At 35.6% G+C, this 21,687-nt stretch carries 17 protein-coding genes; 6 read left to right on the top strand and 11 right to left on the bottom strand.

The genetic code is table 11. The features are described from left to right. The first annotated feature begins 279 nt into the window (after positions 1–279). From BCI01S_RS05230 to BCI01S_RS05220, 3 genes are all read left to right on the top strand, one after another. Positions 280–2,766, top strand: a complete 2,487-nt coding sequence (locus BCI01S_RS05230; protein ID WP_172885255.1) for a DEAD/DEAH box helicase — start codon at positions 280–282, stop codon at positions 2,764–2,766. 294 nt (positions 2,767–3,060) lie between these two features. Next, positions 3,061–5,844: an ATP-binding protein gene (locus tag BCI01S_RS05225; protein ID WP_047940910.1), complete on the top strand. Its 2,784-nt coding sequence runs from the start codon at positions 3,061–3,063 to the stop codon at positions 5,842–5,844. 12 nt (positions 5,845–5,856) lie between these two features. After that, positions 5,857–6,714, top strand: a complete 858-nt coding sequence (locus tag BCI01S_RS05220; RefSeq protein WP_047940909.1) for a CheR family methyltransferase — start codon at positions 5,857–5,859, stop codon at positions 6,712–6,714. Between the two features lie 102 nt (positions 6,715–6,816). Here the strand turns inward: BCI01S_RS05220 and BCI01S_RS05215 are convergent, their stop codons facing one another. The 5 genes from BCI01S_RS05215 to BCI01S_RS25165 form a co-directional block, all read right to left on the bottom strand. Next, the gene (locus BCI01S_RS05215) at positions 6,817–7,962 is read right to left on the bottom strand and encodes a fused response regulator/phosphatase (protein ID WP_047940908.1); all 1,146 of its coding nucleotides are present in this window, start codon (positions 7,960–7,962) and stop codon (positions 6,817–6,819) included. A gap of 211 nt (positions 7,963–8,173) precedes the next feature. Next, entirely contained in the window at positions 8,174–9,016 is an 843-nt protein-coding gene (locus tag BCI01S_RS05210) for a hypothetical protein (protein WP_047940907.1), read from the bottom strand. Positions 9,017–9,340: 324 nt separating this feature from the next. Then, on the bottom strand, positions 9,341–10,324 hold the full coding sequence (gene guaC, locus BCI01S_RS05205) for a GMP reductase (protein ID WP_047940906.1): 984 nt from the start codon (positions 10,322–10,324) through the stop codon (positions 9,341–9,343). 270 nt (positions 10,325–10,594) lie between these two features. Continuing rightward, the gene (locus BCI01S_RS05200; RefSeq protein ID WP_047940905.1) at positions 10,595–11,245 is read right to left on the bottom strand and encodes an SIMPL domain-containing protein; all 651 of its coding nucleotides are present in this window, start codon (positions 11,243–11,245) and stop codon (positions 10,595–10,597) included. A gap of 288 nt (positions 11,246–11,533) precedes the next feature. Further along, positions 11,534–11,692, bottom strand: coding sequence for a hypothetical protein (locus tag BCI01S_RS25165; protein WP_156485388.1), 159 nt, complete (start codon positions 11,690–11,692; stop codon positions 11,534–11,536). A gap of 80 nt (positions 11,693–11,772) precedes the next feature. On the opposite strand from BCI01S_RS25165, the gene BCI01S_RS05195 reads away from it, so the two are divergent. Further along, positions 11,773–11,994: an NAD(P)H-dependent oxidoreductase gene (locus tag BCI01S_RS05195; RefSeq protein ID WP_053215590.1), complete on the top strand. Its 222-nt coding sequence runs from the start codon at positions 11,773–11,775 to the stop codon at positions 11,992–11,994. A gap of 92 nt (positions 11,995–12,086) precedes the next feature. Here BCI01S_RS05195 and BCI01S_RS05190 read toward each other — a convergent pair whose 3' ends face one another. From BCI01S_RS05190 to BCI01S_RS05175, 4 genes are all read right to left on the bottom strand, one after another. Continuing rightward, entirely contained in the window at positions 12,087–14,093 is a 2,007-nt protein-coding gene (locus tag BCI01S_RS05190; RefSeq protein WP_047940904.1) for a catalase, read from the bottom strand. A 129-nt stretch (positions 14,094–14,222) separates the two neighbouring features. Beyond that, positions 14,223–15,662, bottom strand: coding sequence for an NAD(P)-binding domain-containing protein (locus BCI01S_RS05185; protein WP_047940903.1), 1,440 nt, complete (start codon positions 15,660–15,662; stop codon positions 14,223–14,225). Positions 15,663–15,888: 226 nt separating this feature from the next. After that, positions 15,889–16,341: a hypothetical protein gene (locus BCI01S_RS05180; protein WP_047940902.1), complete on the bottom strand. Its 453-nt coding sequence runs from the start codon at positions 16,339–16,341 to the stop codon at positions 15,889–15,891. Next, on the bottom strand, positions 16,338–17,096 hold the full coding sequence (locus tag BCI01S_RS05175) for a hypothetical protein (protein ID WP_047940901.1): 759 nt from the start codon (positions 17,094–17,096) through the stop codon (positions 16,338–16,340). The genes BCI01S_RS05180 and BCI01S_RS05175 overlap by 4 nt, the downstream gene beginning before the upstream one ends. A gap of 459 nt (positions 17,097–17,555) precedes the next feature. On the opposite strand from BCI01S_RS05175, the gene BCI01S_RS05170 reads away from it, so the two are divergent. Both BCI01S_RS05170 and BCI01S_RS05165 read left to right on the top strand, forming a co-directional pair. Further along, positions 17,556–17,999 carry a hypothetical protein gene (locus BCI01S_RS05170; RefSeq protein ID WP_061797046.1) on the top strand — a complete coding sequence of 148 codons (444 nt, stop codon included), beginning with the start codon at positions 17,556–17,558 and terminating at the stop codon, positions 17,997–17,999. Further along, a complete protein-coding gene (locus BCI01S_RS05165) occupies positions 17,987–18,274 on the top strand; it encodes a YxcD family protein (protein WP_047940899.1) in 288 nt (95 codons plus the stop codon). The genes BCI01S_RS05170 and BCI01S_RS05165 overlap by 13 nt, the downstream gene beginning before the upstream one ends. A gap of 62 nt (positions 18,275–18,336) precedes the next feature. Here BCI01S_RS05165 and BCI01S_RS05160 read toward each other — a convergent pair whose 3' ends face one another. Continuing rightward, on the bottom strand, positions 18,337–19,374 hold the full coding sequence (locus BCI01S_RS05160) for a PTS sugar transporter subunit IIC (protein ID WP_047940898.1): 1,038 nt from the start codon (positions 19,372–19,374) through the stop codon (positions 18,337–18,339). Between the two features lie 280 nt (positions 19,375–19,654). Beyond that, positions 19,655–21,115 carry a sugar porter family MFS transporter gene (locus BCI01S_RS05155; RefSeq protein WP_061797042.1) on the bottom strand — a complete coding sequence of 487 codons (1,461 nt, stop codon included), beginning with the start codon at positions 21,113–21,115 and terminating at the stop codon, positions 19,655–19,657. Positions 21,116–21,687: the final 572 nt, after the last annotated feature.

The following is a 21,687-nucleotide window of genomic DNA, read 5'->3' as shown; positions in this document are numbered from 1 at the left end:
TTTTTTTATTTCCCGAGAAATCATCCTTTACTTATTTTCCCCTATTTTTAAGGAAATAATCTTTCAAAACACAAAAATCGTATGCAAATAAACGATAAAAAGCGACATGGAATAAAATAAATCAATATAACAACTTTTTAGTTTAGTATCCATGTTATGATCGTTAATAAAGTCCACATGAAAAATGGGAGAAAGTCTAAAAAATTTTAAAAAAACTACATGTCTAAGATAAAATAAAGGAAAATAAGAATGGTATAACATTTCCTATAGGAGTTCATCATGATAAATCCAATATTAAAACCGCAATACGATAAAGCGATTCAACAAACAAAAAACCATATATTAAATGATGTTAATAAGTATTTAGAGAAACAAGATCGTCTGCCTGCTTTTGAACAATATATGGATGACCGAAAAGTATTTATAGAGCAAATTTGGCTAAATACTTGGCTTAATACCGCCACTAGTCATGTCAAGTATGCTGAGAAGAAGCAATATCTCACGAATAAGGGATTAGACATTAATGATCTTAATAAAAAGGTTATTAACCGATTATTTAGAAGTGAAATTCGCGAGGTTGAAGTATTCCCTTATGAAGAATGGTTAAGAACAAACCTAGGGGATAATAAAGAAGAATGGGAAAAAAGGTATAAAGAAAGACGAAAAAGCTATTTGCAAAACGTAGAAGAACAGAAAGATCTAGAAGAGAAACGTAAATATAAAATGAAATTCTCTTATTATATTGAGCAATTAATGGAAAAGCATTATGAGGAATTGTTTCTCTATATTCGCTATTTAACAGGAAGCAATATCGCGCTAGAGATAGAACGGAATGGCATTGTTTTATCTTCGATGGAATTAACCTTTGAAGAATATTTATCAAATGAAATGAATATGCCCTATAACCAATTTTACTTTTTGGAAGACCGGACAGAAGCATATGAAAATTTAATTTTTCAGCATTTAATTGATTTTTTGCCGACATGGCTTAAAGATAAATTGCCTACTCGAATAAAAGAAGAATATGAAGACATATTTGACCATTCCTTAAGCAATTCCTTTTTACTAGAAATAAGCACGCCTTTACTGGAAGAAATAACAGAAGAGTTTCTTGAGGATTTGTTTTCTGAGTATGTAATTGATTTGGAAAAATTATTAGATATTCCTTTTGATGTAGAAATTCATAAAGAGATTATGGAAAAAGACCGTCAAAGGAAGGAACAGAAGGAAGCAGAAGATCGAGAGGAGCAAAGACGACGTAAAGAAGAAGAAGCAAGAATGATTGAGGATATATTTGGAAGAGAATATTATCCTCCAACCAATATAGATGTTAAATATATCCTTCATACTGGAGAAACGAATACTGGTAAAACGTTTCAAGCAATTAACCGAATGATGCAAGCTACAAGCGGTTTATATTTAGCTCCATTGAGATTATTAGCATTAGAAATTTATGAGAAGCTAAATCAGCAAGGAGTTCCATGTTCGCTAAAAACAGGGGAAGAAGAGAAGCTTGTTCTAGAGGCTCAACATCAATCGAGTACAGTAGAAATGTTTCACGAAAAGGATTTTTACGAAGTTGTTGTCATTGATGAGGCACAAATGATTGCGGACAGAGAACGAGGATTCTCATGGTATCGTGCTATCACCAAGGCAAATGCAAAAGAGGTCCATATTATTGCAAGTCTGCATGCCAAAAACATGATTTTGCAGTTATTAGGTGATATAGATGTAGAGGTTCATGAATATCGACGGGAGACACCGTTACAGGTAGAAAATGAGTTGTTTCAATTAAGTCATACAAGAAAGGGAGACGCCTTAGTGTGTTTCTCAAGAAGAAGTGTCTTAGAAACAGCCTCTGAATTACAAAGAAAAGGGTGGCAAGTCAGTATAATTTATGGAAGTATGCCACCAGAAGCAAGAAAAAAACAAATGGAGCGTTTTATTAACGGAGAAACGAAAGTTATTGTTTCAACAGATGCAATTGGGATGGGGCTTAATTTACCAATAAGGAGAATTGTCTTCTTAGAGAATGACAAATTTGATGGGATAAGAAGAAGGATGTTAACCTCACAGGAAGTGAAGCAGATTGCAGGTAGAGCAGGAAGAAAGGGAATATATGATATTGGGCGTGTTGCTTTCACCAGTGACCGTAAAAGAATGAAGTATTTATTAGAAAAAAGAGATGAAGACTTGTATAGATTCACAATAGCACCAACAAGTGCTGTTTTAGAAAGATTTCAAAAGTATTCCAATAACCTAGGGCTCTTCTTTTATTTATGGGGACATTTTAGAAGTCCAGAAGGAACAAAAAAGGCCTCGCTAACCGAGGAAATGCAGCTATATGAAATGATTATGGATACAATGGTCGAAGCGAGAATGTCCCTGCATGATTTATTTAGTTTTCTGAAACTACCATTCGCCACAAGTGAAGCCTCATTACGAGCGCAATGGAAAGTAAATATGGAGGCAATTGTGGAAAACAGGGATTTACCAGAACCGAAAATTAAACAAGATAGTCTGGAGGAATTGGAACTCGCTTACAAAGCGATTGGTCTTCACTTATTATTCCTATATAGATTAGAAAGAAGGACAGAAGCTTATTATTGGGAAAAGGTAAGACTGGAATTGAGTGACCAAATAAACGATCAGTTAAAGACAGGGATTAAAGGGAAGAAACGAACGAAGCAATGCAAGAAATGTGGGAAAGAACTAGCAGCTAAATTTAAATTTGCTGTTTGTAATGATTGTTTTTATCAGACGTAAATTAATACACATAAGGGCTTTGAATGTTAGAGAAGGGTGAGAAGCGGTAAATATAGTCATTCTCACCCTTTGTTTTCCACGTTGTAAGCAATGGAAAAGTAAAGTGTTACTCAAGCATCATTTTGCTTACAAAATCATTAGTAGGTAATATAAAGCATAGGCTTGTAAAGTTGAAGCGATAAAAAAAGTAATATAAACTAGATGAATAAGAAGAAAATAGAGCAAATTCCCTTTTCATTTTTATTGTAAATACTATACTATTAAAATAGAAAATAAGTTAAGGAAGGTAATCAAATGGATTCGAAATTTAAGTTTGGCATTCGCTCCAAAATTATCCTTGGTTACATTGTTATCATTCTTTGCTTACTTGTGTCAGTAATTTTACTAAATAATCAAATACGCTCCCTTCAACAGGAACGTAATTCGATTATCAATTACGATTCTCGCATACATGAACTTACATCTTCCATTGAGAAAAGTGTATTAGATATGGAGACAGGTCAGCGTGGCTACATAATCACAGGTAATCAAAGTTACTTAATTCCGTATAATGATGGGAAGGAAAATTGGAAAGAGCAATTTGAGGAATTGTATCAGTTAATGAGTAATAAACCTGTACAGCAGCAGAATTTACTCGAAATAAAGGAAAACATTTTGAATTGGATTAATACGGCTGGTGAGCCAACCATTCAATATAAAGCACAAAATAATACAGAAGCTCTTGATGAATTTTTCAAAGAGGATAATGGACGGGATTATATAAACGAGATTACAGAAAAGTTTACAAATCTTAGAGATACAGAGAAGACTGCGTCGGCCAAGCAGGCAACAAAGCTGGACCAACAAAATAATGCTTTAACAGTAGGACTATTCGGCGTATTAGTCTTGATTTCTCTTGTTGCTATTAGTCTGGCTGGCCAAACCTCTAAATCGATTGTTAGAACAATAAAGGAAGTAACAGAGTCTATTAAAACAATCGCTGCCTCTAAAGGAAATGTCAGTACTCGTATTCATGTCCGGACAAAAGATGAAATAAGAGAGCTGGCAGAAGTGACAAATAGCCTTCTTGATACCGTTGAGCAAAGAGAATGGTTACAATCAAACGTTGCTGATATTGTGATGAAAATTCAAGGGATTCCTTCTATTGAATCATTGGCTAGTGTGTTTATAACAGAAATAGCACAAAAAACAAATGCAAGCTTTGGAGCCTTTTATGTGAAAGATACTCAACAAAAAAAGGAAACCTATCTAAAAACGGCAACATTTGCTGAATCTGGTGATACGATTGCTCGAGATACTTTTCAATTAGGAGAAGGTCTGATTGGTCAAAGTGCCAAAGAACAGCGCGTCTTGCATTATCAAGAAATTCCAAGTGATTATCGCTTAATTGCAACAGGGCTAGGGGATGTTTCTCCACGCAGTATTATCATTGTACCCGTTCTGTTTGAAGGAGAGGCGATTGCTGTACTTGAGCTTGCTACAATGACAGAATTTACAGCCCTTCAACAAAATCTCATTACCGGGGTAGTGGAGACATTTGGACTAACGATTAATAGTATTATGGGTAGAATGGAAATCGTCCGCTTGTTAAATGAATCTAGAGCAATGACGGAAGAGTTACAAGTTCAATCAGAAGAGCTGCAAACACAATCAGAGGAATTACAGTCACAATCAGAAGAACTGCAAATGCAAAAAGAAGAACTGATGGCTACTAATGAACAGCTCGAAGATCGAACAAGAGAAGCAGAAGCGAAGACAAGGGATTTAGAAAAAGCAAAAGAGGAATTAGAAGAGAAAACAGAGTTGGTTATTCAAAATTCTAATTATAAATCAGAGTTTTTAGCTAATATGTCTCATGAATTAAGAACTCCGCTAAATAGCATTCTAATTCTTTCAGAAATGTTAGCGGAGAATGAGTCGAATCACCTATCGGAAGAAGAAATGGAGTTTGCAAATGTTATTCATTCTTCTGGTAAAGATCTTCTTTCGCTTATAAATGATATTCTTGATCTTTCCAAAGTAGAGGCAGGCAAGCTTGATGTTCATTTTGCAGAAGTAAGCATCCATGATATTACTTCACAATTGGAGCGAAGCTTCGCACCTATCGCTAACCAGAAGGAAGTAGAATTTTTAGTAAATAAACAGGAAGGTCTCCAAGATATCGTATTTACAGATGAAAAGAGATTCCAACAAATTATTAAAAATCTATTATCCAATGCCTTTAAATTTACGGAAAGCGGAACAGTTTCCTTAAATATTAAGAAGAGAAACCAGATTAGCCGCAGTATGAGAGAATTAAGCAATGATTGGCTAGATATTTCTGTAACAGACACCGGTATTGGCATACCGAAAGATAAGCATAAATTAATCTTTGAAACATTCCAGCAGGCAGATGGAGCAACTGTACGTAAATATGGAGGTACTGGCTTAGGCCTTTCCATTTGTAGAGAGTTTGCTAGATTGCTAGGTGGCTGGATTTCCTTGAAGAGTGAGGAAGGCAAGGGAAGTACTTTTACCCTCATTATTCCAAGTCTTCCAAATGGAATAGCAGACACTCAGCTCAATATTAGTGAGATGAATGTAGCTGCTACAATGGAAGTGAAAAAGCAAGAAGCTCGACAAGAAATAGATAAAGAAGAACAAAAGCAGGAAGAAGAAAGAAAAACAGAAATCGTGATTTCTAAGGATGAGAATGAGGATGTGTTTAAAGGGAAAAAGGTATTGATTGTAGACGATGATAATCGTAATATCTTTGCTCTTAAAACGACGCTTGAAAAAAGAGGGATGGATGTCCTTGTTGCCTATAACGGAAAGGAATGTTTGGACATTCTGGATAGAACTACAGATTTAGATGTGATACTAATGGATATTATGATGCCGAATATGAATGGTTATGAAACCATGACAATTATCCGCCAAACGCTGAATCTGACAGAGATACCTATTATCGCATTAACGGCAAAGGCGATGAAGAATGACCGTGAAAAATGTTTAGAGGCGGGAGCATCTGATTATATCAGTAAGCCGCTAGATTTGGATCAATTATACTCCGTCTTAAGAGTATGGTTAGCAAAGTAAGGAGGAACGGAGATGGATTATCCATTCCTGAATAATGATCAAGAGGTAGAGAACCAAGATCATGCAGACATCGAAGTAGATCTGCTGCTCGAAGGGATTTTTCGATTATCAGGTTTTGATTTTCGTCAATATAACCGATCTTCTATTACACGCAGAATTTACTATAGAATGAAGATGGATAATATTCCTACGATTACGAGGCTGCTGGAAAGAGTGATTCATGAAGAGGCATTCCTTGAACAACTTCTTAATGATTTTTCAATCAATGTAACAGAAATGTTTAGGAATCCAAGCTTTTTTCGTTCTTTTAGAGCACAAATCATCCCGCATTTACGAAATCTTGAAGAAATTCGGATATGGCATGCTGGTTGTGCTACTGGCGAAGAAGTCTTTTCTATGGCTATTTTATTAGAAGAAGAGGGATTGAAGGATAAGACGGTTATTTATGCAACAGACATGAATGAAACTGTGCTGGAAAAGGCAAGCAAAGGTGCATTTCCTCTCCACAAAATGCAAGCATATACGAAAAATTATATGCTTGCTGGTGGGAAGAATGCTTTCTCGGAATATTATAAAACCGATCATCAATATGCTTACTTTCATTCTGATTTGTTGAAAAATATTATTTTTGCGCAGCATAATCTAGTAACAGATCAATCCTTTAATGAATTTCATGTTATTATTTGTAGAAATGTACTCATTTACTTTAACCCAATGCTTCAAAATCAAGTGCATCATCTATTTTATGAGAGTTTAAGTAAAGATGGGTTTCTAGGTTTAGGGGATAAAGAGACATTAAGTTTTGTTGAAGTAATGCCAAAATATAGAGAACTTGATGATGGCGAAAGACTTTATCAAAAGATTTATTAAGGCTCTTCGAACAGTGCTGCCTCTTTGTTATAAAGAAAAAGGATTTCTCCTATGAAGAGAAATCCTTTTTCTTTTATTATGTAAATAATCAACAATAATATGTCAGTTATTTGCTTTTGCTTGGATCATTAAGACACACATATCATCTGGTTGATTAGACTGCTGTTCTTTTGTAAGTAAATAATCCATTACAGAACTAGTGTGTTCCCATCTTTTGGAGGAAATAGATCGGATTTGTTTTTCTGCCTCGAATTCACAAGGGCCCATCGCTTCTAATACCCCATCCGTATAAAGAATAATTTGGACATCTTTTTCAAAGGAGATCTCCTTTGTATTAATTTCCATTTCGTCAAAAAATCCTACAGCACAAGTACTTTGTTCTAATGCCACAACATCATTTTCATCAACTAGCATATAACCATAAGGATGCCCAGCATTAACATACTTTACTGTTTTCTCCTTTGTGTCGATTACTAGATAAATAGCTGTAAAGTAAAAAGGCAGCCCCTCTTTTTCATTTTTTAGTAAAGTCATATAACGATTTAATTCTTTTATAACAAGGTCAGGCTGTACTAATTGTTTAACGGATTCTCTTAGGACAGAGGAGATAAACATGCATACTAAAGAGGCAGAAATACCGTGCCCCATCATATCTAAAAGGATAATGGCATATTTATCTTCATCTATTTTATGCCAATAATACATATCACCTGCAAGATTAAAAGAAGGCAGGTAAGAAACTTCGATATGCATATGTTCGTCTTGTAAAGGTGAACTTAATAAGCTTCTTTGTACATGTGTGGCTAAGTCTAATTCATACTGAATCTTTTTTTCATGTTGGGTATGCCAATCCAGTTCTGCTTTTAATCGCAATGCAACGCGTATTCTTGCGAGGAGTTCTATTTTATTTAGAGGTTTTGTAATATAATCAACGCCGCCAATATCCAACGCTTCTGCTAGTTTATTTTTATCTTCTAATGCTGTGACAAAGATAATCTGAATATCTTTGAGGTTTTCCACTTTTTTAATGCGTTTACAAGCTTCAATGCCATCAATCTCTGGCATCATAATATCAAGTAATATTAAGTCCACACTATTCCCTGTGGAATTAGGAGCATCAAGTTGTAGATAATGAAATAATTCATTAGCTGAGGTTAGCGAGACACAATCATCGTATCCAGCATTTTTAAGTATTTTTTCCATTACAAATAGATTGACAGTATTGTCATCTACTAAAAGAATAGTCATAATTCTTATAACTCCTTGTCTATTATGATGATAAGAAAACTTATGTATATCTTATTTAATTAACAACCCTCAATTATGTATAATTATAATTATACCGTTATTTATTAGATAATAATAATTATACGTCCTATATAAAGAGAAGAATTAATGGATAAACAAAAAAACATCGAAGCATATGTATTTTTTTGCCTCGATGTTTTTATTGTTTATCTTAATTTTCTCTTAAAGTTAAATATCTTTTTGCTCGCTTTGGATACACTCCTGCTGTAAGAAGCAGAGACCACGATGAATGGCCTTCTAAGCGGCCGATGGAACCATGAAGAATCAGCCCAAGAAATTGCTCCTCAATCGGAAAATTATTTACCTGAAATTGTTTCTTTGTATGAAGATTGGAAAAATAAACGGTGTTTCTATCAATAGTGCTTATTTGAAAGAAATTATCCTCCACCTCTGTGCATTCCTCTAAGAGCTGCCTAACTCTTGATAAATCTTTTTGATAATCCCAATCTGATGCAAAAAATTGTGGATACATTTGTAGATATAATCTATTTAACAAATCTTCACATAACTGTAGTTCATGGAATGTCTGTCCATAAGAAGCTGACATTTTTGTCCACGTCGTTTTTTCTCTGTGATCCAGCCATATGGAAAACTTTTTAAATTCAGATATAAAGTGCTGCATACTATTACGTTCCTGGGAAATTTTTAAAGCATTAGGCAGGTGAATAAGGAGGAGTAACTCGATAAAAGATTTCTTGCATTTATGCCAAGATGCCGGCATGTTATCTTCTAGATAGTCAGTGAGATAACTGGAGAATGTTCGCAGAAATTCATTGCGGAAATAATCAGCAGGATTTTCCTTTTTATATGCTATTAAATCATCTCCATAATATTCATATAGTCCTCGATAACGCATATTAAATTGAGAGCTGATTTCTATTTTCTTTAGTATTTCACTTCTGCTTTGGGTGCCGGTAAGAGGAATCAGTTTAATTCTTGTTTCTGGGGATTTTTCTCGTTCACGGTGGTTTGTGTGGAAGGAAAAGTTCTTCATAAAAGTACAATCAACCTTTCTTTTTCTATTTTATTTTTGGGGATCCAAGAGGATTAATCTAGAAGTTAGTTATATTATAACTGGGATTTTAACCTATGTCACTCTCCTAATTGGCTGTTTTAGTAAAATCAAAGAGATTGGCACAAAATAAAGTATAGAATGGAGAAAGACGAACATTCTTTAAGCTAGTAAGGAAATAAGTAGAGTGGTCATTCGCTCCCTTCCATTTCGTGTTTAATCAAAAAACCCCACCCCTTATACGAAAATTTATGCTAGCATAAATTTTCGTATAAGGGGTGGGGTTACTAATATGTGCTATTTTATTTAATACACTTTATCTCCATTAAAAATAGAGTTTTTCACGATAACATAATCTACATTGCGAATGGCATCTAATTTGTTTCCACCAGCATAAGAGATAGAGGATTGAAGATCTTGTTCCATTTCTGTTAACGTATCTTGTAAGTGACCTTTATGCTCTACATACATTTTTTTTCCTTCCACGTTTTTCTTTTCGCCCTTTTGAAACTCAGAAGCAGAACCGAAATACTCTTTATAAAGCTTTCCATCTTTTTCAATGGTTTCTCCTGGAGATTCTTCATGTCCAGCAAAAAGAGAGCCGATCATAACCATTGTTGCCCCAAAGCGAACGGATTTTGCAATATCCCCATGTGTGCGGATACCGCCGTCTGCAATAATAGGTTTGCTTGCGGCTTTTGCACACCAACGCAATGCAGCTAACTGCCAGCCGCCTGTTCCAAAACCTGTTTTAATTTTGGTGATACAAACTTTACCAGGTCCGATACCTACTTTCGTTGCATCTGCACCAGCATGTTCAAGCTCTCTTACTGCCTCAGGAGTTCCCACGTTACCAGCAATAACAAAGCTATTAGGCAAGTGCTTTTTGATGTGTTTAATCATGGCAATGACTGCGTTAGAATGACCATGAGCAATATCGATTGTAATAAATTCAGGAACCAAGTTTTCATCTGCTAATTGTAATATAAAGTCATACTCTTCCGTTTTTACCCCAACGCTGATAGAAGCAATTAACTCACGGGATTGCATATCACGGATAAAAGCTTTGCGCATTTCTGGCTGGAAACGGTGCATAATATAGAAATAGCCATTTTCAGCTAAGTATACAGCGATTTTTTCGTCAATGATAGTTTGCATATTGGCAGGAACCACGGGAAGTTTAAAAGTGTGACCGCCTAGTGTAACGGTTGTATCACATTCTGAACGACTATCCACAATACATTTAGCGGGAATTAATTGTATATCTTCGTAATCAAACACGTTATCCATTAAATACACTCCTAAATACGAATATTAGGGTCGAATTATTTAAGAAATGTTCGACCATTAGGTACTTTACATTATTTTGATCAGGATGTCAAAGATTTTTCATGGAATGGGAAAATTTTATTAAAACGTTATCATTTTGAAGAGGATTATTACATAAAGGAGTGGGACGCAAAAATGCCTTTTATTAGAAAATAGAAGGCATTTTAAAGTGATGGGATCTGATTTTTCAACGGGAATTCAGCATAGCTAATTTTGGAGGAATAAAAGGGCTTAGTAAGAAAATTTGACTTCCACCTTCGCATCAATTGTCAGCTGTCCGGGTTCAAGATTAGTAGACACTCCTCCAACCTCCGCAAACGACATCTTTGCTAAAGGCATAGGAATACTAGAACCAGATGGGATTTCTATAACCTTTACTGGGATAGGATCGATGGTTATACGCAGAGTTTCAGCAATGGCCCTTGCCTTTGACAAAGCATCTTTAATGGCCCCTTGAAGCGCTCGTTCGTAATGTTCGGAACGACTGCTGACATCAAAGTGAATACTCATGACTTGATTAGCGCCATTTTGTACAGCTGTATCAATAACCTTACCTGCAAGCTGAATGGTTTCGACAAGAATAGATAGCAGATGGGTTACTTTATAACTTTTGAATACTTGTTTATTTTCCACAAAGTCATATTGCGGAAAAATAGTATAGTCTATTGTTTGGATATTGGAGGAGGGGATGCCTAAACCCAAAATGGCTGTAATGACTTGTTGATGTAGACGGGCATTTTCTTGTTGGGCAGTTGTTACATTTTTCGATTCTGTATTAATACCAAGCGTTATTTTACAAATATTTGGTTCCAGCGACAATGTGCTATTTCCATATACCGTTAAACTTCTTTTAGGTGGTAGAAAGGAGGAGGGCTGGTACATGATTATTCACCTCTGTATATTTATTAAAAAACATCTTGCTTTGTAAAAATGCCATCGCAGTATTTATTTCCTCTAATTCTTCAGCAGAAAGGTGGCCTATTCGTTTCTTTAATTTATTTCCATTTTAAGAAAAACGTGATTCATTACCCTTTTTCCCTCATCTGAAAGTGACATAAATTATTTTCTGCGATTTTTTCATCTGTAAATTTCTTAATTAGATTTTTCTCCGTTAATTTTTTCAAATCTCGGCTTGTATTCAGTAGTGATATTTGCAGACAGTCGCTGATTTCACTTTGGATAACGGCTGATTAATGGAAACATATTAAGAATACTATTCTGAATGGGAGTTAAATCATTTGGTCTTAAATCATTGGTTAACGCATGCTTTAGTTGATAAACAGAAGCAGTAAATGTTATAAACTGTTGAAAAAATGGCTCTTCGTTCAAAATGAATCACCTCAAAGGTAAAATAGCACAGAAGTTATCAAATAACAATTATCAATTGATAACCATATGGGAGGGTTTTTATGAACGTATTGATTATCTTTACACATCCAAGCAAGGAAAGCTTAAATGGTGCCCTATTGAAAAATGTGTTAGAAGGATGCAGGGAAAACGGCTTTATAAAAGATATACAGCTTTTAGATTTATATGAAGAAAATTTTAATCCTATCTTATATTTTGATGAAAAGAATAAAAGACGCCATATGCAAAAGAATCTCATGAAAAAAACGTATTTCAATTTGTAGGAATGAAGAAAGAAGGGACGGTTTGCAACATGGAGAGCGCAGGGAACAAAAGAATGCTTATGCCTTCAAGACATAAGCATTCTTTTATTATATTATACTGTTCTATTCCAGAATCGAGCTTCCGCTATACCTGTAATAAAATCATTAATCGTATTTTTAGCAAGATCGAATATCCCTGGTTCATTTATTGTTATGCGGCTTTTTTCTAATGCTGCATAATCATTAATGGAAATACCTAAAGGTTTATAATGATTAAAAGTCATTTCGATAAATTCAATAGCTTTCGTTTCCAGCTTCGTACTGGTGCTAATAAGTAGTGCAGCATCAAATAGGCTTGCATCAGCAGTATCGTATGTGTCCGTTACTTTTAATTCTCCGTCTATCGTACGCAGATGTTTATCCACGATGCTGAAATTCACTTTATTCGCTGCTAAAGCCTGAACCCATTGAAGTAATTGGGCGCTGTCCGGCTCTCCATTTAAAAGAATCGCTACACAACGAGTGTCAGGTTTCTTTATGGTATTTGCCATGCTTAAGGCTGGAGATTTTTTCACTGACTTTACTTCTAGGTTTTCTTGAGGTAATACTGCTCCAATGTTTTTTGCCACTTCTTCAGCAATACTGCGGTCAATTCGATTAAGGAGAGCGACCGCATTGTTTTTCACCGCTTCTGATTTACACTTTCCAAGTTCAAAGCTAAAAGCATCTTTTATATGTTGTTGTTCAAATGGTGCTAAGCTATTATAAAAAAGTTTAGCTTGTGAATAGAAATCAAGGAAACTATCACTGCGACCTCTAACCTTTCTACCATCTACCTTTTCTTGGTAATGCTCATAACCGCCTTGCTCAACAGGTACTGGTTCCGGCTGATTATTATTCAATGCATTCTTATGATAGCTTGTTTGTCCATGGTGAATGGTCATTTGATGCATACCATCCCGTTGGTTATTGTGAAAAGGACAAACTGGTTGGTTAATCGGAATTTGGTGGAAATTGGGTCCGCCAAGTCTAGATAATTGCGTATCTGTATAAGAGAATAGACGTCCCTGTAATAATGGATCATTAGAAAAATCGATTCCAGGAACAACATGCCCAGGATGGAAAGCAACTTGTTCAGTTTCCGCAAAGAAATTATCGACATTACGATTTAAGGTTAACTTTCCTACAATTTTAACAGGAACCTCCTCTTCCGGCCATATTTTTGTAGGATCTAATATATCGAAATCAAAGGCAAATTCGTCTTCTTCAGGAATAAGTTGCAGACCGAGCTCCCATTCAGGATAGTCGCCCTTCTCAATCGCCTCGTATAAGTCCTGACGGTGGAAATCGGGGTTTTTTCCAGCAGCCTTTTGTGCTTCATCCCAAACCTGTGAATGAATTCCAAGCTTTGGTTTCCAATGAAACTTAACAAAATGGGCTTGCCCCTCTTTATTTATAAGGCGGAAGGTATGGACTCCGAAACCTTCCATCATGCGGAGGCTGCGCGGGATAGCACGATCGCTCATTGCCCACATTACCATATGGGCTGATTCATGATTTTGACCAATGAAGTCCCAAAATGTGTCATGTGCACTTGCTCCTTGTGGAATTTCATTATGTGGCTCAGGTTTTACAGCATGCACAAAATCAGGAAATTTAATGGCATCTTGAATGAAGAAGACGGGAATGTTATTGCCAACTAAATCATAATTACCTTCATCTGTATAAAATTTAACGGCAAATCCTCGTACATCGCGAACAGTATCACTAGAACCTCTAGATCCTTGGACAGTAGAAAAACGAACGAATACAGGTGTTGTTTTATTTGGATCGTTTAAGAAGTCAGCTTTCGTATAGGCTTCAAGGGATTCATATAATTGAAAGACGCCATGTGCACCAACTCCTCGGGCATGAACAATGCGCTCAGGAATTCTTTCATGGTCAAAATGAGTCATTTTTTCCCGAAAGTGAAAGTCCTCCATTAAAGTAGGTCCTCTTAATCCTGCTTTTAAGGAGAATTCATCTTCTGCCATTTTTAAGCCTTGATTGGTCGTTAATCCCGCGTTTTGATCATTATTAATGGTGTATTTTTTTAATTGGTCCATTTTTTTATTTACCATTTCAATACCCCCTAAATGATAGTATGTATCAGTTATAATCCGTTATTTTTAATTAATACCCAGCATCCTGTATTTAAAACACGACAAAATAAACAAGCTAAGACTGCATAAAAGAGTCTTAGCTTGTTATTAAATAACTTTGGAGGGATCCTTTTGATTCACAGGCCATTCTCCAGTGAATTCTTCTGTATCGTATTCAAAAAAGTCTTTTAAATTCATGTCTTTATCATCCAGAAATAGTTCATTCGTAACAGCTGTTACAATACGGGGAATGCCATATCTCATGCCAGATAATGCTGAAGCAGATAAACCACAGCTAATGAGGGCAGCATAATTAAACGAGTATATACCGTGAAGTAATGCTTCTCCTTCTGTGTCACGGCTAATGAAAGAAAAGCCATGACTTAAATAAGGATGTGCATCAAGCATAGGAGATGCTATTTCTTCCGGGGCTTTATAACGATCTTTCCAACGGGCAATATGCTTTTCGATTAAACGTAGTTCTGGACGCAATCGTGGATCTGTTAATAAACCTGTGCTAATGATTAAGTAATCAAATAAAAAGGTTCCCTTTGGTGTAGTTACTTCTGCTTGTTCTCCTTTTTTGGCTACTTTCAGCCAAGGAGAACCGAGATGCAAATGAAAACCGGGCCAGGAAGACGCTCGATTAAAAGTATCATTTGTTGGTGGCTGGTTATGCTGGAAAAAATGGGCAATACTAGCGTATTTATCATCATCTGCTAAGGCGGGAAAATGTTCAATCATACCGGATACTTCCATCTGCCTAATCGGATTAATGCGCTGCATTTTATGACGGCGGACATATACATGGGCTTCGGCTACCCCTTGTGATAAAGCGAAGTTAGCATTATCAAATGCAGATGCACCCCCACCTAAAATGGCAACCCTTTTTCCTCTGAAGGAAGGGAAGTCGATGGATGCAGAAGTATGAGTATATAAAGAAGAAGGGAGATTATCGGATATCATGGCTGGGACATGCCATTCTCCTCCCCCTTGGATGCCGGTTGCTAGAATTACCTTTCGAGCGAGTAAGGAGGATGAAACGGTTCTCTTTCTTTTAATATGGAGTCGGTGTATCCCTTTTTCTATGGGTTCAATTAAAGTCAATTTCACTTCGTTTTGAACAGGTAATTGCAGAATGTCACGATACCATCTAAGGTAATTCATCCATTCTCCACGAGGGATTTTGTCGACTTTTTCCCATCCTTCTCTACCAAATTGTGCCTCCCACCAGGAACGAAAGGTTAGTGAAGGGATACCAAGGTCGATGGAAGTTAAATGTTTAGGAGTGCGTAAGGTGACCATACGAGCATAGGTTTCCCATGGTCCTTCAAGTCCTTCTTTATTTTCATCGATAACAAGAATATTTGATACTCTTTCGCGTAAAAGACCAAATGCAATCCCTAATCCTGATTGACCTCCACCAACGATGACCACATCGAAAACATGTCCTTCCGCATGAATTTTTGGACGAACCCAGTTTTGTCCTCCGTAATTAAGATAAGCTAGATCTGTTTGTACTCGATTATTTAAGTCCTCTAAGCTCATATTGAATGCCATCCCCCTTTCACATTTGATGTAAGAACTCCTTACATCGATATACCATGCCAATATATTAACATGTTCTTTTGCATATTGTATGGATAAAATATCTAAATTTTCTAAATTAATTTAGTCAATTCGTTTAAAAAAGATATTCATCAAAAAAACGAATAGTCACAAAAGCCATAATACTTACTAATTAGATTTTGGCTTTTGTTATTATTCGTTTCTTTTACAATCTCTTTCTCATTCCAACGCTTAGTGCTTTATGTTTCCATAAAATCTCCTTAATTAATGGGGCAACTTCTTTTGTGCTTTGAATAAGCACAATGATTTCAGGCAAGCCTTGAGACAGTTTGTCTTTTTTCTTCCGATGAAAAAGATAGTACAGGCAATAACCACAAAAAAAACCGATAATAGCAGCGAGAAGACCGCTAAAGATAGGTCCTAGAATTAATTTAAAACCAATACTGGCACCTATCACAGCCATACCAGTAGCAAAGGCAACGCCAATTTCAAAAGATGAAACATGAATATCGGCAGAAGCCTTTTTTTTCCTGCTGATAGGAGGAATCTCATTCATATATAGGACCATCATTTCTTCTGGCGGAACACCTAGTGCTTCCATTTCAAAAAGTGCACGTTCAATTTCAATAGATGGCTGGAATGTTCCGACAATAATCATCCCTTTACACCTCTTATGCTAAATTTGGAACCGACATATCTGTCTGTTAAACGTTTTTGCTGTGATTCTTTTGCAAGAATATTATGTTGTATACATGTTATATAGGAATGATAAACGGCTCCACCTAAGATGGAAGGCATAAAAAGTAACCAATGTGGGTGTAATATAGCAGTAGAAGAAGCAAAATCGCCAGTAATGGTCAGGATTATAGCTTTATGTGCATGTGATAATAAAATATATACCCACCACCAAAATATTGCATAAAAACCTAAAAATATCCGGTGATTGTACAGTTGGCCCAATCCAGGAAAGAAAAGTGAGTAGAAGACCCCTAAAAGAGGGCTCTTATTTTGCAAATATTGTATTTCAAATGGGAATATCTCCAAGCTGGCTAAATCAGGTGTGGATAATTCAATATACTTATTTAATTGTACGGCAGAGCGGTAACTATCGCCTATTGTTATTAAATAGATCACAATATATCCAATCATCCAATCTAAATGAATAACGGATCTTGCTAATTCTATTTCTCCACAAAAAGAATAAACCATCGCTTCATTAATATTGGCACCAGTATTAATAATTACTTCTAAAACAGTCAGCAATGTTGCACGGGCATACTGATTAAGAAGATAATGACCAAATCCAGGGAAAACAGCAGACCACCAAGCAACAGTACTTGGTTTTTGATACATTAAATAGGTGATACCTGCTGTGCTATATTTTGCTTTTGGAAAGGTTAGTGTTGCGCTCATTTACATACCTACTTACTAATTTTGGAATTATATATATAGGGTGTGAAAATAAGTTAATCCTATACATTGATTTACAAAAAATAGGAGGTGTAATTTTTAGTAGTTAGCGGAATCTCAGGAAACATAGGTGAAGAGGCTTACACCATATAAGTTGACTAGACAAGTTGTTTATATTAAAATGTATATATACTTAAAAATTGCATACTCCAAAGGGGAGTAGCTTACAGTTACGTCGTCAATACGCGATTAAATCGCCGGCTTAACTGGCAACGAGATGTTGTTTGCGAGACCTTTGCCGTTCTTGGTAAAGGGATAAATAGATAGAAATTAGAAGCCTTTACCAAATTAATGGAAAGGCTTTTTATTTTTCTTGCAAATACTAAGGAAGCAAGGAGAATGATAAAGTCTATAAATTAGTATGTCAATTTCAAAACAAATTTTTAGGAGGAATAGAAAAATATGAAGAAAATTTTGTCAGCAATTCTCACGTTAGGTTTAGTTTTATCACCAGTAAGTATAGTATTTCAAGACTCTGTAACAACGGTAGAAGCAAAGTCTTATAAATCTGGGAAACGAAGCTTCAATAACAACAATAATAGTAATACAAATTCTTTTTTCCAAAAGAAAAATAATACAAACGATACGTCAAAATTTAATCAATCAACGACAGCGAAAAAATCTGGTGGCTTCTTCTCAGGTGGAGGTCTAATGAGAGGGTTAATGGTTGGAGGACTTGCCGGTCTGTTGTTTGGCAGCCTTTTTGCTAATATGGGAGCATTTGGGTCTATATTAGGGCTTTTCATTAATATCCTTGCGATTGTATTAGTATTCAATTTAATTAAAAGAATATTTACTTTCTATCGAAACAAAAAAAGAGAGGAAGCAAATAATTGGAGAAATTAATCATTCCAGAACAGGATATTATCAATGCAATCTGCGTCTATGTAGCACGAAAAAAACAAGTGCGACCAGAGGAAGTAGAAGTAGAGCTAATGTATGATGATGATTATGGCTTTTCAGCAGAAGCATATGTACATGATCGAAAACAAGTCCTTATCACTCAAAATATGATTGAAGCACTCAGATTGTGGTTAGATGAATATTTAAATATGGACCCATATATGGGGTTGAAATTAGTGTTAGATGATGAAGAGGGCATTATCGCAATCGCAAAGTAGAGAAAAATAGTAGAGGATATCAGGCTTTATAGACTGGTATCCTCTATTTTTCTGACTAAAATTTAATCAAAGTTCAACTTATAATCGTCTGATTTAATCATTTTTAATTTTTTTGAAAAAATATACAGTAGGAATACATTTAAAAGAAATGGAATAATTAAAAAGGTAGAAACCATAATCGTAATGTTTTTACTAGTCCAACCACCATCGGCTAAGCGCATAAAATTCATGGGCCCGACTAATCCCGATAATCCAAAACCAGCACTATAAGGAGTTCCCTGTATATTTAAATAGCCAGCCAATCCGCCCAACACAGCAGCTGTAATAATCATTGGAATAACAATCTTCGGTTTCATAAAGAAATTACCCATTTGTATTTTAGGGGATCCCAAAACATGTGCTAATGCAGTACCTAAAGAGTTTGCTTTATAGCTTGCAATAGCCAATCCAATACCTGCTGCCACAATGCCAAGGTTTGCTGCTCCAGAGCCAACTCCTGACAGAGATATAACGGTTGCTACACCTACTGTTGAGATAGGAGAAAGAATAATTAAACAGAACAAGACAGCGATAATGATACCCATGAGAATTGGCTGTAAGTTTGTAACATTTTCGATTGCGATGCCAATTAATCCAGTAGTAGATTTCATATATGGTAATAATAAGTACCCAGCCATTCCGGGGATTAATATACATAATGTTGGTAATAGAAGAATAGAATAGGCCTTCAAGCGGTCACCGATAAAACGGACAAATAATACCGCAAGCGCTGCGGTTATACCTGTGTTCAAAACAACCCCTATACCATTTAACGTAAATAACCCTTCCGCTGTTTTTTGAACAACACCACTACCAACCATTGCAGCAATACCAATACTAGCTGTCTGTATAGAGGATAGCTTAAAGGATATTCCTACCATTACACCAATTAGCACGGGCAATAAACTCATAATAAACGCAGTAATATCTAATACGTGCTGAAGCGGAGGAAAGAAAGGAATAAAGAGCTTTAAGATTTCACCAAGCAATGCATTTGGGATTAACGAGACAACAATTCCGATACTCATACCATTTAATAATTTACTGAAAAACTCTTTCACCTTAAACTCCCCATTCTCCTTGAATTTGGAGTTTATTATATGTAATAACTAGATAATCGTCAATGATTATTTTTAATGCTTCAACGCGAAAAAGTATAAAAGTAATAAAATGATTAATGTTTTTAAATCCACTATATAAAATGCAATGAAATGAACTGATTTTTTATACAAATGTAAAATAAATGGTTTGAAAAAATGCAAAATGTAAAAATAAGAAAGAGCTCCTCCTTTTCTAAGGGGAACTCTTTATGAACTGATTATATATTTCAATTTGTTTTTATTAAGAATGGAATTGTTTTTCTCCAATATTGGTTTTCTGAACACCTCGGGAATCCTTATCAAAGTTTCGGAAATACTGTTCGAGCTGTTCCAATGTTTTTCCTTTTGTTTCTGGTAAGAATTTGCTAACAAATGTTATGGCAAATACTCCAAGTACGGTGAAAAGGAAGAAGGAATTAGATAAGCCAATCTTATCGAGAAGAATTGGGAAAATTAAACCAATAAGAAAGTTTGTTATCCATAAGCAAAATACAGAAATACCCATCCCTAACCCTCGAAGTTTTAAAGGGAATATTTCTGCTAACATAAGCCAGGTTACTGGTGAGATAGCCCCTTGTTGAAATGCTAAGAAAGTAACCGTCATACTAAGTACAGCAAAGGGTAGAATAGTTGTTCCGTTTAAAGTGAAGGAGAAAATCCCAATTAGTAGTAAAGTTGTTGTAGTACCGATTAGTCCGATAATTAACATTGGTTTTCTTCCTACACGTCCCAGCAGCCAAATTCCCAGGAAGGTAGCTAATACAGAAATTACTCCATTGGCGATATTGGCAATGAGAGCGACCTCGGTAGAGAATCCAGTGCTTTCTAGTATTTGTGTTCCATAAAACATGATGGTATTTACCCCTGTGATTTGTTGAACGATGGCAATCCCAATACCAAGAAAGACAATTCTTCTAATCCAAGGTACAGCCAAATCTTTAAAGCTAACTTGTTCCACATGTGCTTCTGTTTCCACTGCTTTTTTAATTTGCTGTAGCTCTGCTTTTGCTCGTTTTTCTTTTCTAATATGCAATAATACACGAAAAGCATCTTTGAACCTGCCCTTTGATGCATACCATCTAGGGCTTTCAGGTACAACAAGCATTCCTATCCATAAGACAATAGCAGGTAAGGTTGCAATGACAAGCATGTATCTCCAAGCGTTTCCTGCACCATCCATTGTATTTCCAATAATAGCATTTGTAATATAGGCAAGTAATTGACCGCTTACGATCATTAATTCATTTTGGGTTACCATTTGACCACGTCGTTCAGCAGGAGACATTTCTGCCAAGAAGGTAGGGACAGCTACTGATGCTCCTCCAACAGCGATACCTAGTAAGAAGCGGAAAGTAACCATGATGGGGAAATTCGGTGCGAAAGTACATCCTAATGTTGTAATAAGAAAAACTGCAGCTAAATATAAAATGACTTTTCTTCGTCCATAGCTATCTGCGAGTTTCCCACTGAACATTGCTCCGAATGCTGCTCCAAATAAGAGCGAGCTAGTAACAAGACCTTCAGTAACTGCATTGAGGTTTAGCTGATCTGGACGAGCCATATAGGGTAAGGCCCCATTTATTACACCAGTATCAAATCCAAAAAGAAGACCACCAAATGTAGAGATAATGGCAATGATTTTTAAATTATTTTTTTTATTCGTGTTGGTGTTCCTACTGTCAGGGTTTAATTGGTCACTCATAATATTTACTTTCTCCTCCTCTTATAATAATGCTTTTTTCTAGTGTCCATTATTATCGTTATATTTGAAATGTAAATCGAAGTTCATCTCCTTTGCTAACCTGTCGTTCTATCCCTTTTAAATAAGATTCTTAGACTGCGAAAGGCAATTACTTTACTTGAATAATAAGTGGGATATATTTCATTATTATCTTTTTTAATCGTATATTGTTTTTGCTATGTAAGGGATAGACGTACCAATACATTACCCCGATAAAAATTTTTGAAAACATCTTTATATACAAGGGAAATTTTTTTCACTAGAATTATTATCTTGCAATTTTATTTAGAGCCTATGCTCAAATAAAAGAATAACAATAATGTGTGAGGACCGCTCTTTTTAGGGAAGGCATTTATTTTAAGCCTTTTTTTATAAGAAAGAAGTAAAAATGGAGTGGATTTTCATCAGAAGAATAATAGATAGGAATAATGAGTTAGAAATTAGTGAAAGGGGAGGTGATATCTTAACAAATTAGAAGGGAAATCAGCCAAAGTGGGGGGAGAATCAGCCAAAGCGGGGAGGGAATCAGCCAA

The organism is Niallia circulans NBRC 13626, from assembly GCF_001591585.1.
GTDB classification, from domain to species: domain Bacteria; phylum Bacillota; class Bacilli; order Bacillales; family Cytobacillaceae; genus Niallia; species Niallia circulans.
The sequence above is the reverse complement of the archived record's forward strand: the minus strand, read 5'-3'. Positions and strand labels throughout refer to the sequence as shown.

Bases quoted from the DNA above. Each gene is read 5' to 3' on its own strand.
- BCI01S_RS05230 (WP_172885255.1), top strand. From the start codon at position 280: ATGATAAATCCAATATTAAAACCGCAATACGATAAAGCGATTCAACAA.
- BCI01S_RS05225 (WP_047940910.1), top strand. From the start codon at position 3,061: ATGGATTCGAAATTTAAGTTTGGCATTCGCTCCAAAATTATCCTTGGT.
- BCI01S_RS05220 (WP_047940909.1), top strand. From the start codon at position 5,857: ATGGATTATCCATTCCTGAATAATGATCAAGAGGTAGAGAACCAAGAT.
- BCI01S_RS05215 (WP_047940908.1), bottom strand. From the start codon at position 7,962: ATGACTATTCTTTTAGTAGATGACAATACTGTCAATCTATTTGTAATG.
- BCI01S_RS05210 (WP_047940907.1), bottom strand. From the start codon at position 9,016: ATGAAGAACTTTTCCTTCCACACAAACCACCGTGAACGAGAAAAATCC.
- guaC (WP_047940906.1), bottom strand. From the start codon at position 10,324: ATGGATAACGTGTTTGATTACGAAGATATACAATTAATTCCCGCTAAA.
- BCI01S_RS05200 (WP_047940905.1), bottom strand. From the start codon at position 11,245: ATGTACCAGCCCTCCTCCTTTCTACCACCTAAAAGAAGTTTAACGGTA.
- BCI01S_RS05195 (WP_053215590.1), top strand. From the start codon at position 11,773: ATGAACGTATTGATTATCTTTACACATCCAAGCAAGGAAAGCTTAAAT.
- BCI01S_RS05190 (WP_047940904.1), bottom strand. From the start codon at position 14,093: ATGGTAAATAAAAAAATGGACCAATTAAAAAAATACACCATTAATAAT.
- BCI01S_RS05185 (WP_047940903.1), bottom strand. From the start codon at position 15,662: ATGAGCTTAGAGGACTTAAATAATCGAGTACAAACAGATCTAGCTTAT.
- BCI01S_RS05180 (WP_047940902.1), bottom strand. From the start codon at position 16,341: ATGATTATTGTCGGAACATTCCAGCCATCTATTGAAATTGAACGTGCA.
- BCI01S_RS05175 (WP_047940901.1), bottom strand. From the start codon at position 17,096: ATGAGCGCAACACTAACCTTTCCAAAAGCAAAATATAGCACAGCAGGT.
- BCI01S_RS05170 (WP_061797046.1), top strand. From the start codon at position 17,556: ATGAAGAAAATTTTGTCAGCAATTCTCACGTTAGGTTTAGTTTTATCA.
- BCI01S_RS05155 (WP_061797042.1), bottom strand. From the start codon at position 21,115: ATGAGTGACCAATTAAACCCTGACAGTAGGAACACCAACACGAATAAA.